Origin of the sequence: Nocardiopsis terrae (assembly GCF_014651695.1) — a bacterium.
GTDB lineage: Bacteria > Actinomycetota > Actinomycetes > Streptosporangiales > Streptosporangiaceae > Nocardiopsis > Nocardiopsis terrae.
In genome coordinates this window covers 125,466-138,946 of sequence record NZ_BMXJ01000007.1, presented here as the reverse complement: position 1 = coordinate 138,946, position 13,481 = coordinate 125,466, and the positions used below count along the sequence as shown (strand labels likewise).

The following is a 13,481-nucleotide window of genomic DNA, read 5'->3' as shown; positions in this document are numbered from 1 at the left end:
AAAACCTATTAATACCAGTTGTTCGCCTGGGAGTGGGACCAGGCGCCGCACGGGTTCCCGTAGCGGCCCTTGATGTAGTCGATGCCCCAGGAGATCTGGGTGGCGGGGTTGGTCTGCCAGTCGGAGCCGTGGGAGGCCATCTTGCTGCCGGGAAGCGACTGCGGAATGCCATAGGCACCGGAACTGGGGTTCTGGGCCGTGTGGTTCCAGTTGCTCTCCTTCTCCCACAGGGGCTCGAGGCAGCCGTGGAACTGGTCGGCGTCCCAGCCCTCGTCGAGGACCATCTGGAGGGCGATCTCCTTGGCGGAGCCCGCGGGAACGGGGGCACCGCCGCCCGAGGAACCGGAACCGCTGTCGGAGGAACCACCTGCGGTCTCGCCGGAGGTCTCCTCGGGTTCGGGCTCGGGCTCAGCGATCTCCGAGCCGCTGCCGCTGGCGGACTGCACGGCTTCCTCGGCCGCGGCCAGTACCCCGGCCCGGTTCTGCTCGCGCCGGTTCTCGCGCTCGGTGTCGTCGACCGCGGGCGGGCTCGCGAAGAACTCGTCCTCCGACGCCTGCGGTGCTTCCGTCGGCTCCGGGAGCGTCGCGGCGGAGGCGGCCTGCCGGGGGTCGAGTCCGTCCGTCTCCGCGAAGGCCGAGACCGTGAACATGCCGCCCGCGACCAGCGCGGCGGCTCCGACAGCACTCATCTGGCGCAGTGAGATCCGGTTGAGTAGCAAGATCGCCCTTTCACGTTGGCGCACGCGGACCCGCCCGGGGGGTGTTCGTGTGGTGTGGGTGGCCGCCGTCGGACCGTGTGGCCCGTCAAGGTGCCGCGGAGGGGACGGGGGTGCCGTTCGACCGCCCGCGGAGCGGGGCTCCCACACGGGAGGGGGTTGCGAACTGTTCTTGGTTGAGTATGCGCAGGTGTGTATACGTGCGTATGAGTGGTTTCTGGCGTGATAGTGGTTCTGCTGGTGTCACGCCGATGCGGTTACTGTGGGTGTGCGATCCGGGACACCTGGTGTGGTGTCGGCGTTACGGGCCCCCTTGCCACCAGTGCGATGGCCTGGGGCCTCCCGTGCACTTGTGGCCACACCCCATGGCCGGGTCGCGAGGAAACCGGTCTCCCGGGATCGGACCACGTACGGGATGCGTGTCGCCGCCCCGGGGCCCGAGCACGCCGGGGACCAGTGCACCCAAGACCGTTCGGGGCGCGCGACTGAACGGGAACACTCCCGACCAGTCCACAGGAACGGTTCTCAGTGCAGCGAACTCAGCCTGCATCATCGTCACGGTAAAGTAACGCCAGTTTTACTATGCCCTGGCTCACATCACGGAATGTAGGCATGTCGCGCACCTCTGACCTGCATTCCGACACTAAGGGTAAATAGCGCGTCAATGCCGAACAGGTCTTTGTCACCCCCGCCCCAAGCGTTCGGGGAGAGAACAGGGTCACGGCCCCGGCAGTACTCGCCCCCGCACGCGCGCCCGGGCGTCCGAGTAGCCTGAGTATCCGTACCGATGCGCCGGGCCCGGACAGCGGGGAGCATGGGCGCCATGAACGCCCGAGGACTCCCACACCCCCCGCCGGGAGCACCGCGACACTGTCCGGACTGCCAGGCGGCGCTCACCCGCTCCGCTCCCTGGTGCCAGCGCTGCGGACTGGCCCTGGTCGGACCGACCGCACAACGCCTGTGGTGGATCGACTCCGAACTGCGGGCGCTGCGCGGGCGCGAGCGCGTACTGGCTCAGGAACGCCCCGGCGTGCTGGCACAGCTGCGCCGGGAGTCCGAGGCGCGTTTGCGCTCCGACGGCCCCGAACACCCCGCCCCCGCTCCGGGGCGGGCCCCGGCCCCCGCACCGGAACGGCGCGCCGCGCCCGCGGACACCGCCGCGAACGCCGCCCAGGCCGTAGCTCCGCGCGAGCCCGCAGGGCCCGGACACGACGGGGCGCCCCAGGGCCCGCACCGGAGCTCCGCCGCCCACCGGAGCCAGCCCGATCCCGGCCCGGTCCCGGGCGGGGAGGTCAGCCGACGCTCGGCCCAGAACGTCATCCTCGCCCTGGGCGGCCTCCTCGTCGGCATCGCCGCCCTGGTCTTCGCCATCTGGACGTGGAGCGACATGGGCACCGGCGCCCGTGCCGCCGTACTCGGCCTGACCACCCTGGCCTTCGCCGTCCTGGCCCGCCCGCTGCACCGGCGCGGGCTGCACGCCACCGCCGAGACCTTCGGCGCCGTGGCCGCCGGGCTGCTCTGCGTCGACGCGCTCGCCCTGTGGCTGCTGAGCGACCGGCTCACCAACGGCCCCGGGTACACCGGCGCGGCCCTCACGGTGATCAGTGCGCTCCTGGTGCTCTACCCGGCCCTGGTGCCGCTCCGCTCTCCCCGGATCCTGGCCGCACTGTTCGCCCAGCCGGTTCCGGTGCTGCTGGTCATCGCGCTGCCCACCGACGGGAACCCCGGCTGGCTGCTGGCCGTGCTCGCCGCCACCGCACTCGTCGACGGGCTGGTCGTCCGCCGGCTCGGCTCCCCCCGCCGGGGCGTGCCGGTCCGGACCCTGCACGTGTCGGCCCTCATCCTGTGGGGTCTGGCCCTGCTCGTCACCGGTGTGGTCGTGCTCGCCAGCACCTCCTCCTCCGGTTCCGACCCGCTGGGCTGGTGGTCACTGGCCACAACGCTGCTGCTGGCCGGGGCCACCGGTCTCCTGCTGGACCGCTGGCGGGGCCCGGGACGAACAGGCCCGGGGCAGGCCGCCACGCCCCGCACGCTCTCCGTGTACGCGATCATCGGCCTGGGCGCCCTGGCGCTGGTGCCGCTGGTCGCCGGTCCCGCACACCTGCCGGTGCTGCCCCGGCTGCCGGTCCTGCCGTGGAGCCTCGAACCGGCCGCGATGGCCGCCCCCGCCGTGGAGCTCCTCCAACTGGACCGGGCGAGCACACTGCCGCCGCTGAACCTCGTGTACCTGGCCGGGATCCTGGCCGCCACGGGGCTCGCCCTCGGCACGGTCCGGCTGCTGCGCCGCTCCGCCCTGTCCGTCACGCTCTCCCTGACCGCGCCGACCACGCTCCTCGCCCTTCCCCTGCTCCTCGGCCTGCCGCAGACCGTGGCGGCCGTGTGGGCGCTGGTGGTCGGCGGCTGCCTGGTCCTGGGTTCGGCGGTGCTGCGCAGGTGGACGGGCTCGGTCCCGGTGGTCACCGGGACACTGACCCTGGTGACCGGCCTGGTCTGGGCACTGCCCGAGCGGTACACGACCCTGGCCTGCCTGCTGTTGCTGGCGGTCACCGCGCTGGTCTGCGCGGCCGGGGCACGCCGGTTCACGGAACCGGGGCACAGCCCCGAACCGGGTGGCCGCGCCGCGACCCTCTACATGGGAAGCGTCCTGCTGTGGGGTCTGTCCCTGCTGCTCAGCACCGCCTACCTGCTCGGGAACCGGGGTGCGGAGGGCACCGTTCAGGCCCAGTGGTGGCTGCTGACCGGTGCCGTGCTGCTGTGCGGGACGACCGCGCTGCTGCTCAGCCGGGTGCGGGCCCCGTCCCCGCTCGCGGTGTCCTCCCCAGGACAGGACCGGGCCGCCGACCCCCGCCCGCTGTTCACCCTCGCGGGCCTGGCCCTGCTTCCCGGGGCACCGCTCCTGGCCCTGCCCGAACGCTCACCCGCCCTGACGCTGTTCTCCCCGCGCGTCTCCTGGTCGGAGCCGGCCGAGGCGATGTGGGCACCGGTGAACACCGTGCTCGGCCTCCCCGCGCAGCCGGGAGTCCTCTCCGCGGTGGGTTCGGCGCTCGGCGTCCTGTTGGTGGGCGCGCTGGTGACGGGCCTGGTGGCGTTGATCGACCGCCGTTGGCTCCCGGCTGCGCTGGCCCTGACCGTGCCGCCGACCCTGGTCCCGCTGCCGGTACTGGCGGGTGCACCGTTCGCCGCGGCAGTCGTGTGGACACTGCTCGTGGGCGCCGCACTGTTCCTGTGGGCGTCCAGGCTGCGGAGCCCCGACGCCTGGCTGCCCGGGGTCACCGGCCTGGCCACGATGCTGCTCGCCCTGGCCTGGTCACTCCCCCAACAACACACCACCCTGGTCACACTGCTCCTGGCAGCGGCGGTCGTGGCGCTTTCCGCGCTGGCACGCCGACGCCTCTCCCCCGCCGCCGGGACCCCGCCCGCGGCCCTCGCCGAGGAACGCCTCCTGACACAGCTCACCTACGGGCTGACAGCCATCGCATGGGGTGCGGTCCTCGCCTTCGGGTCCACCGCGCTGGTCGCCTCCGCGACCGTCGGAGCCACCGGCCAGCTCCCGTGGTGGCTGCTCGGTGCGGCCGCCCTCCTCCTCGGTGCGGCCGCGCTGGTACTCGGCCGCCGCGGAAGGGGGAGGGCACCGGAACCGGTCGTGTCGGGCGGGCCCGCCCCGTTCAGTGTGGCGGGGCTGTTCCTGCTGGCCGCCGTGCCACTGGTGGCGGGCCCCCGCGGCCTCCCCGCCCTCGCCGCCTTCTCACGAACCCACCCCCTCCACGAGGCACCGCTCTCCGCGCTCCTGGAGCCCGCGCACGTGTTCGTCGGACTGCCCGCCCCCGCCGACACCCTGAGCATGTTCACCGTCCCGCTCGGGCTCCTGGCCGCCGGAACGCTCGCCCTGGGCACGGTCCTGCTCCTGGACCGCGGACTGCTGCTCCCGGCAGCGGCACTGGTCGCCCCGCTCACCCTGGTCCCGCTACCGGTGGCGCTGGGCGCACCCTTCCTCGCCGCACTGGTGTGGACCCTCGCGGTCGGCGCCCTGTTGCTGACCGGGGCGGCACTGCTCCGCGGGGACCGGACCTCCTGGATGCCGTGGCTGACCGGGCTGTGCACACTCGCGCTGGCACTGAGCTGGGCACTCTCGGAGCGCTACAGCACCGTGGGGGTTCTGCTGGCGGCCGCCGTGATCACGTCGGTCAGCGCCGCACCGGCCCGAACCCGGTTCGTGGCGACGGCCTCCGCCTCGGCCGCCACGGCCGCCACGGGAGCCTTCTCCCTCACCCTGCTGCTGGCCCTGGACGCACCGGTCGGGTACGCGGCCTTCGGTCCCATCGTGGTGGCCGCCGCCGTCGCCGCGGTCGCCCCGCGCCTGCGCGGCCCGCTCGTGGCCGCCGCCGAGGTCCCCGCCGCGTTGTGGGCCGCCGCAGCCCTACTGCTCACGGTCCTCTCCCCCGCCCGCCCGGAAGTGGTGGCGGTGGCCCTGGCCTCGGTCGGCGTGGTGAGCCTGGCCAGCGCGGTCAGGCCGGACCGCCGATGGCTCGCGGTGGTCGGCGGCTTGCTGATGCTCCTCGCCCTGTGGACCGCGCTCGCCGCATGGGACGTCAGCGTCCCCGAGGCGTACACGGTGCCGCCCGCGATCGCCTTCCTGGTCATCGGTTGGGAGTGGTCGCGCAAGGCCGACCCGGCCCCGTCCAGTTGGCTGGCCCACGGCGGCGGACTGGCCCTCCTGCTCGGGCCCACGGTGTGGCAGGTACTCATCTCCGACGACACGCTCTGGCGGCTCCCGGCGGTGCTCGCGACCGGCCTGGCCGTCACCCTGTGGGGGCTGCGCCAACGCCGCCAGGCGGCCCTGGTCCTCGGCGGCCTCACCCTGCTCACCACCTCGCTGCGCGCCTTCGGCCCGCCCCTGTGGGAACTGACCCGGCTGATGCCCAACTGGCTTCCGTTCGCGGTCATCGGCCTGGTGCTGCTGTACATCGGTGCCCGCTACGAAGCCAGCCTGGCCCGCCTGCGCCAGGTCGGAAAACTGCTGTCCCAGATGCGGTAACCGGGGGCGGGTCGGGGTTCAAGCCACCCCAGGGGGTGTCTTGAACCCCGACCACGACCCGGTGCGCCCGGCGCCCCGCGCCTAGCTCTCCAGCATCTCCGTCACGAGTGCGGCGATGGGTGAGCGCTCGGAGCGGGTCAGGGTCACGTGGGAGAACAGCGGGTGGCCCTTGAGCTTCTCGATCACCGCGACGACACCGTCGTGGCGCCCCACCCGCAGGTTGTCGCGCTGGGCGATGTCGTGGGTGAGCACCACACGCGAGTTCTCACCCAGCCGGGACAGCACGGTCAACAGCACACCGCGTTCCAGGGACTGGGCCTCGTCGACGATGACGAAGGCGTCGTGCAGCGAACGCCCCCGGATGTGTGTGAGCGGCAGGACCTCCAGCATCCCGCGGTCCATGATCTCCTCGATGACGTCCTCGCTGGTCACCGCGGACAGGGTGTCGTACACGGCCTGGCCCCAGGGCGTCATCTTGTCGTTCTCGCTGCCGGGCAGGTAGCCGAGTTCCTGACCGCCCACCGCGTACAGGGGGCGGAACACCATCACCTTCCGGTGCTGGCCGCGTTCCAGGACGGCCTCCAGGCCGGCGCACAGCGCCAGCGCCGACTTCCCGGTACCCGCGCGGCCGCCCAGGGAGACGATGCCGACGTCGGGGTCGGTGAGCAGGTCCAGGGCGACCCGCTGTTCGGCGCTGCGCCCCTTCAGACCGAACACGTCCCGGTCCCCGCGCACGACCTTCACCGACTTGTCCGCCTGGACCCGGCCCAGCGCCTTGCCCTGTTCGGAGACCAGCACCAGACCGGTGTGGCAGGGCAGGTCCCTGGCCTCCTCGATCTCGCTCTCGCCGGCGGAGAACAGTTCGCCGATGTTGTGGGCGGGCACGTCCAGCTCCGCCATCCCGGTCCATCCGTGCTCGATGGCGAGCTCGGCCCGGTACTCGTCGGCGGGGAGGCCGATCGAGGAGGCCTTGATCCGCATCGGCAGATCCTTGCTCACCAGGACCACGGAGTCGTCCTCAGCGCGCTCCTCCTGGATGTTGCGGGCCACCGTCAGGATCCGGGTGTCGTTGTCGCCGAGCCGGAAACCCGCCGGAAGGATCGTCGGATCGCTGTGGTTGAGCTCCACCCGCAACGTGCCGCCCTGTTCGTTCACCGGAACGGCGACGTCCAGACGGCCGTAGGAGACCCTGAGGTCGTCCAGGCGGCGCAGTGCGCTGCGCGCGAAGTACCCGAGTTCCGGGTGGTGACGCTTGCTCTCCAACTCGGTGATCACCACCACGGGGATGACGACCTCGTGCTCGGCGAACCTGGCCATGGCCATCGGGTCGGCGAGCAGGACGCTGGTGTCGAGCACGTAGACGCGCGTGCCCTCTCCTACCTCCGCTCGGGGGGTGCTGGGGGGCTGGGTGTCACGGCGATCGGTCGAGGAACTAGCCACTCGTTCTCCCCTTGGGCACCACGGGGGTGCCCTGCTGTCACGGGATCATGGAGGACCGGGACCAGGCCCACGAGGGCCGGCTCCGGCCCTCCTCGCTGAAGTTCCGCTGTGACGCCGAAGTTCAATGAGACGGGGCCTCCCGAACGGGTGGACGAACACCACCCGCTGTTTCCGACGCTACGCGCCCGAGAGCCCGTTTGCCAGAGCCCGCACCCAGCACCCGGTGAACACCGCGTTACGAACCTGCCGTCGACAGACACGGCACGCTCCGCGGAACGGGGGCGGGAGGGGGGACCGGATCGGGGGTCAGGAGCCGAAGCGCCGGTTGCGCGCGCCGTAGGAGCGCAGTGCGCGTAGGAAGTCCACCCTGCGGAAGGCGGGCCAGAAGACCTCGCAGAAGTAGAACTCCGAGTGCACGCTCTGCCACAGCATGAAACCCGAGAGGCGCTGCTCGCCCGAGGTCCGGATGAGCAGGTCGGGATCGGGTTGTCCGCGCGTGTAGAGATGCCGAGCGATGTCCTCGATGTCCAGGCGCTCTGCCAACTCCTGGATATCCGTGCCCTTGGCCGCCTCCTCGTGCAGGAGGGACCGAACCGCGTCAGCGATCTCACGTCTACCTCCATACCCGACGGCGACGTTGACAACCAGGCCCGGGTTACCGGATGTGGCCTCCTCCGCCTCCTTCAGGGCACGGGCGGTCGAGTCGGGCAGGACGTCGAGCGCCCCCACGGGCCGGGTGTTCCAGCCCTCCTCGCGCAGCCGGGCGATGGTCTCCTCGATGATGCGCACCAACGGGCCGAGCTCGGTCTCGTCACGGGTGAGGTTGTCGGTGGAGAGCATCCACAGGGTGACGACCTGCACACCGATCTCGTTGCACCACCCGAGCACCTCGAAGATCTTGTTCGCGCCGGCCTGGTGACCTTGCTCGGCGCCCGGGAGGCCGCTGTTCTTGGCCCAGCGCCGGTTGCCGTCCATGGCCACACCGACGTGCCTGGGAATCTCCTGACTGGTCAGGCGGCGTTCGAGCCGCCGTTCGTACAGCCAGTACAGGGGGTCACGGAGCCCCATTGGCGGAACCTCTCAGAGCTTGATCAGAAGACGGCGCACTCCTGTGGCGGATGTGCCGACGGGGATGCCTCCAGAGTAGTTCGCCCGGGGACGTCACGTCACGGCAAGCGACTTCCGCACGTGCTTACGGCCCTGGTGGATACGGGACTTCACGGTCCCCAGCGCGAGGTTGAGCTCCGAGGCGATCTCGTTGTAGTCCATCTGGCACAGGTCCCGCAGCACCAGCGGCGCCACCAGGTTGGGGCGGTCCTTCTCCAGCTGGTCGAGGGCCTCCAGCAGGTCGATCCGCGAACCGGCGATGACGCTGGTCGTGCGCGGGTCACGCTGGTGCGGCATCCGCTCGGCCTCGGTGGGGAACTCGGCGGAGCGGCGCTTCATGGAGCGGTAGGTCTGCCGGGCCGAGTTGGACACCACGGTGTACAGCCACGTGGTGAACAGGGAGTCGCCCTTGAAGCTGTCGATCTTGCGGGCCACGCGCAGAAGGGCGTCCTGACACGCCTCCTCCGCGTCCTGGCGGTAGGGCAGGAACCGCGCGCAACGGCGCAGCACCTCGGGTTGGATACGCCTGAGCAGATCGTCCAGGGCCACGGCGTCACCGTGTTTGGCCCGTCGGGCGAGCTCCTCCAGTTCCTCGTCGACGTTGCTCGCCACCCTGCGCCGGGGGGCGGGGGTCTCCTGGTGGTCCGAGTGGTCACTACTGCTCATGGCTCATCTCTTCCTGGCTTGCGACAGACGTCCGGTCCGTCCACACGGACGCGTGCGCGCCCGCTCCGAGAGGGTCACACGTCAATTGGACGCCCATGGGCCCCGTCCGGCTCCGACCCCACGAATCCTCACCTTCACCGCTCCGCCATGCGCATGGCGCGACCGGGCCCGGAGGCTCCTCCAGTTTCCATGCCCCGAAGGGGACGGCACCACCCGGAGAGGGGATCATATCCACGGAAGCCAACGTGAAGGCGCAGATGGTGTATTAGTGGGCAACGAACGCGTATTGACCCCCAACAGACCGAGGCGGAAATGAGCCAACCGGAGGCCTTCGGACGTTACCGCGTCATCCGGCGCCTGGGTTCCGGTTCCTTCGCCACAGTCTGGCTGGCGCAGGACGATCTGCTGAACTACCCGGTGGCCATCAAGGTACTCGCCGAGAACTGGGCGCACCAGATGGACATCCAGCACAGGTTCCTGGAGGAGGCGCGCATCCTCCGCCAGACCGACTCCACCTGGCTGGTCGCGGTCCACGACGTCGACGTGCTGCCCGACGGCCGCCCGTACATGGTGATGACCTACGCCGACCAGGGCAGCGTCGCCGACCTCGTCCACCGAGGTCAGCTGCCCCTGGACGAGGCGCTCCGGCTGCTCACGGAGATCGGCCAGGGCATCACCGTGCTGCACGGGCACGGCACGATCCACCGGGACATCAAACCGTCGAACGTGCTCCTGCAGTCCTCCCCGGTCGGCCAGCGCGTCCTGGTCGCCGACCTCGGTTTCGCGAAGTCCATCGACGAGGCCTCCGGCTTCACCGCGGCCGCCGGGACACCCGGCTACATGTCCCCCGAGCAGAGCATTCCCGGCGGTGACCTGGACGTCCGCTCCGACGTGTACTCGCTGGGGGCCGTCGCCTACGAACTCATCACCGGCCGCCCGCCCTCGCGGCCGCCGGTTCGCGTCGCGCCTGGCCGGATCCGGCCAGGTTTGCCGCCCGCACTCGACGACCTGATCCTGTCCGCGCTGTCGGTGGACCGGGAGAGCCGCCCCGCCGACGCCAAGACGTTCACCGACCGGGTCAGGGCGATCCGTATGGCGCCCAACCCTCCCGAGAACTCGTCCTGGTGGAACCGCTACCGGATGCCCTGGCAGCGGGCGGGCGCCCTCGCCCTGGCCTGTGGGCTCCTCGTCACCGTGGTGACCGCCTCCTTCGGCGCACCAGGGGTTTCCCTGGCCTCGGTCCGCAACACCACGGAGGAGATGCGGGTCGGCGTCCCCACGGCGTGGGCCCGGGAGTTCCACAGCGGTCAGGAGGCCCGTCCCGCCCTCGCCGCGGCCGGGGCGGGCCCGGGACTGCTCGCCGCCACCGACGCCGACGACTGGCACTCCACCGACATCCCCTCGTACGGGGTGTACGCCACGGTGGTTCCCGGCACCCCCGACCTGCGCGGTGTCGCCGGCACCGAACCCTGTGCGGGTGCGCCGGAGGAACGCGGCTTCCACAGCGACGGCTGGGAGGGCATGGTCTGGGAATGGCCCGAGTGCAACGGCAACGGGGCGTACAGCACCGTGGCCGTGCACCCGCCGGGCACCCCCAGGACCGTGTACCTGGAGATCCGCCAGCCCGAGTACCGCCCGGACGTGGTGGACGAGATCATCGAGAAGGTCGAGTTGCGTTAGGGGGCTCCGGTCAACTGGGCCCGGAGCTCCTCCGGGGTGGTGACGGGGAGCTTGCAGACGAACCCCTCGCAGACGTAGGCGGTGGCCCGTCCCCCGACGGGCGCACGCCCCTCCAGCAGGGGCACTCCCCCGCTGTCGCGGCCGTCCCCCCGGGACAGTACGGTCCCCAGGGGCGCCCACCGCAGCACCGTACGCACCAGCTCCTCGGTCTCCGGTGCGCCCGGCTCCCCCACCACGGCGACCGCGCGCGGTCCGGTGAGCAGGGCCTCGCCCGCGGCCAGCCCCCACCCGGCGAAGCGGGGTGCCTTCTCCGCGAGCAGCGGCACCACCGCCAGGGCGCCCTCCGCCGCGGCGCGGTGGCGTTCGCTTCCGGTCAGTGCCGCGTACGACAGCAGTGCCGAGGCGGCGGCGAACCGGCCGGAGGGGGTGGCGTTGTCCGTGGGGTCCTGGGGGCGGCTGAAGAGCCTCTCCGCGTCGTCGGCGGTGTCGTAGAACCCGCCCTCCTCGTCGCCGAAGTGGTCCAGGACGGTGTCCAGCAGTCCCCCGGCCTCCCGTACGTAACGGGCCTGTCCGGTCACACCGTGCAGGGCGATCAGCCCCTCGGCGAGGTCGGCGTAATCCTCCAGGACTCCGTCGCTGGGGCCGGGGCGACCGTCCCGGGAGGTGCGCACCAGGCGCCCGTACCGCAGGTGGGTTCCCAGGACCAGGTCGGCGGCCTCGCGGGCCGCGGTGATCCACTCGGGCCGCTCCAGCAGCGCGCCCGCCTCGGCCAGGGCGGCTATCGCCAGGCCGTTCCAGGCGGCGACCACCTTGTCGTCTCGGGCGGGCGGCACCCTGCCCTCGCGGGCGGCGAGCAGGGCGGCGCGCACACGGTCGTAGCGTTCGGGGTCGTCGGGGTCCTCGCGGAGCTGAAGCACCGAGGAGCCGCGTTCGAAGGTGCCCGCCGCGGTCACCCCGAACAGCTCCGCGGCCCAGGCGCCGTCCTCCTCCCCCAGGACCTCGCTCAGTTGTGCGGGGGACCACACGTAGTAGATGCCCTCCTCCCCCTCGCTGTCGGCGTCCAGCGCCGAGGCGAACCCGCCCTCGGGCGTGCGCAGGTCGCGCAGCATCCAGTCCGCGGTCTCCTGGACGACGCGCAGCAGCAGCCCCCTGCCCGCGGCGGCCGCCGGGTCCCCGCCCGCCGGCTGCCGGGCCATCCGGGTGTAGGCGCGCAGCAGCAGAGCGTTGTCGTAGAGCATCTTCTCGAAGTGCGGGACCAGCCACTCGCGGTCCACCGAGTAGCGCGCGAACCCGCCGCCGATCTGGTCGTACATTCCGCCCCGGGCCATCGCCACGGCGGTGCCGCCCGCCATCAGCGCCGCTGGGGTGGGCTCGTCCGCGGTCTGGAACGGGAGGGTGCGTTCGTGCTGCGCGGTGAGGAAGGACAGCAGCATCGACGGCGGAAACTTCGGCTCGTCGCCGAAGCCGCCGTTGACGGCGTCGTAGTCACGGACCAGCGCCTGGACGGCGAGGTCCAGGTCGGCTGCGGTGGGCGGGGGCGAGGACGCCAGGCGGCGCGGGGCTCCGAGCGCCTCCACCACCCTCCTGCCCTGGTCCAGCAGGTCGGCACGGTTGTCCCGCCAGGCGTTCGCGACGCCTTCGAGCAACCGCCGGAAGTGGTCGCGCGGGAAGTAGGTGCCGCAGTAGAACGGGGCGCCGTCCGGGGTGGTGAACACGGTCATGGGCCAGCCGCCCTGGCCGGTCATGGCCTGGGTCGCCTCCATGTACACGGCGTCGACGTCGGGGCGCTCCTCCCGGTCGACCTTGACGTTGACGAACAGGGCGTTCATCAGGCTCGCGGTGGCGGGGTCCTCGAAGGACTCGTGGGCCATGACGTGGCACCAGTGGCAGGCGGCGTAACCCACGGAGACGAGGAGGGGCACGTCGCGGCGGCGGGCCTCCGCGAAGGCCTCCTCACCCCAGGGCCACCACTCCACGGGGTTCTCGGCGTGCTGCAGCAGGTACGGGCTGGTCGCGTCGCTCAGGCGGTTGGACATACCCCCACTCTGCCAGCCGGCCGCACGCCCCACCGTGCGGCCGCCCCGGGGACCGGCCGGGGGACCGGCCGGGGGCCGCTGGGACGGCGGGGCTCCGGGGACTGCGGTCTCCGCGCCCGTCGCACCGACCGTCAGCACCGTCCGAAGCAGCAGAGAAGCGACAGACAGGTCAGCAGTGGGCCACTACCAGCAGCAATACACCGGAAGCCCTGCAAGTTATTTCAGCCGCAGAAAGCCCTCTGGACTGCAGGTTACTGTCGCGTATCAGTAGGTTACTGAAAGTCCTTTCAGATACTTGCGCAAGATTGCCGTGCCCCTGAAAGATGGCGGACATGACAAACCCCTCTCCCACGACCCGTACGTCACGCCGCATCGCCTTCGCCGCCGTGGCCGCGGGCGGCCTCCTGACCCTGGCCGCCGCCCCGTCCGCCGCGGCGGACACCGCCGCCCCGCCGCCGGAGTGCGTGCAGTACCACTCGAGCTGGCGCTACACCCATGTCTCCAACGGCTGCGAGTCCACCGTCGCCGTCACGGTCGAGTACACCGACGGCCAGGAAGCCTCATGCCGCGTCATCGAGCCGGGCGGATGGGCGACCTTCAACGGTTACGGGCCTCAGCTCAACTACGTCACGGGGCTGCGGGTGTGCGCCCCGGACTCCACCACGACCAGCGACGGCTGAGCCCCGGCACCTCCGGGAACGAGTCGGCGCGGGACAGCGGTCCTGCCTCCGCCCCCGCGCCGCACCCGGAAAACCAGCCCGGCCCCGCCCGGCGTGACCGGAGCCTCCGGCGGGCCCGGCC

Annotated in this window: 8 protein-coding genes; 3 read left to right on the top strand and 5 right to left on the bottom strand. The window is 71.8% G+C overall.

Annotated elements, in window-relative coordinates; all coding sequences use genetic code 11:
• Positions 1-8: 8 nt before the first annotated feature.
• Positions 9-719 (bottom strand): aggregation-promoting factor C-terminal-like domain-containing protein, encoded by a 711-nt coding sequence (locus tag IE195_RS20550; RefSeq protein WP_191274048.1) that lies wholly within the window; start codon positions 717-719, stop codon positions 9-11.
• Between the two features lie 820 nt (positions 720-1,539).
• Here IE195_RS20550 and IE195_RS20545 point away from each other — a divergent pair.
• Complete coding sequence (locus tag IE195_RS20545) at positions 1,540-5,751, top strand: SCO7613 C-terminal domain-containing membrane protein (RefSeq protein ID WP_225942538.1); 4,212 nt, start codon at positions 1,540-1,542, stop codon at positions 5,749-5,751.
• An 81-nt stretch (positions 5,752-5,832) separates the two neighbouring features.
• On the opposite strand, the gene phoH2 is transcribed toward IE195_RS20545, so the two are convergent.
• From phoH2 to IE195_RS20530, 3 genes are all read right to left on the bottom strand, one after another.
• Positions 5,833-7,191: an RNA 5'-3' helicase PhoH2 gene (phoH2, locus tag IE195_RS20540; RefSeq protein ID WP_229826339.1), complete on the bottom strand. Its 1,359-nt coding sequence runs from the start codon at positions 7,189-7,191 to the stop codon at positions 5,833-5,835.
• Between the two features lie 306 nt (positions 7,192-7,497).
• Positions 7,498-8,259, bottom strand: coding sequence for an isoprenyl transferase (locus IE195_RS20535; protein ID WP_191274044.1), 762 nt, complete (start codon positions 8,257-8,259; stop codon positions 7,498-7,500).
• 93 nt (positions 8,260-8,352) lie between these two features.
• The gene (locus IE195_RS20530; RefSeq protein ID WP_191274042.1) at positions 8,353-8,964 is read right to left on the bottom strand and encodes an RNA polymerase sigma factor; all 612 of its coding nucleotides are present in this window, start codon (positions 8,962-8,964) and stop codon (positions 8,353-8,355) included.
• Between the two features lie 312 nt (positions 8,965-9,276).
• Here IE195_RS20530 and IE195_RS20525 point away from each other — a divergent pair, with 312 nt between their 5' ends.
• The gene (locus IE195_RS20525) at positions 9,277-10,644 is read left to right on the top strand and encodes a serine/threonine-protein kinase (protein ID WP_191274040.1); all 1,368 of its coding nucleotides are present in this window, start codon (positions 9,277-9,279) and stop codon (positions 10,642-10,644) included.
• On the opposite strand, the gene IE195_RS20520 is transcribed toward IE195_RS20525, so the two are convergent.
• Positions 10,641-12,680 carry a thioredoxin domain-containing protein gene (locus IE195_RS20520; protein ID WP_191274038.1) on the bottom strand — a complete coding sequence of 680 codons (2,040 nt, stop codon included), beginning with the start codon at positions 12,678-12,680 and terminating at the stop codon, positions 10,641-10,643. The two genes, IE195_RS20525 and IE195_RS20520, sit on opposite strands and share 4 nt — an antisense overlap.
• Positions 12,681-13,012: 332 nt before the next feature.
• Between IE195_RS20520 and IE195_RS20515 the strand changes: the two genes are divergently transcribed.
• Entirely contained in the window at positions 13,013-13,360 is a 348-nt protein-coding gene (locus tag IE195_RS20515; RefSeq protein WP_191274036.1) for an alpha-amylase inhibitor, read from the top strand.
• The last annotated feature ends 121 nt before the right edge of the window (positions 13,361-13,481 follow it).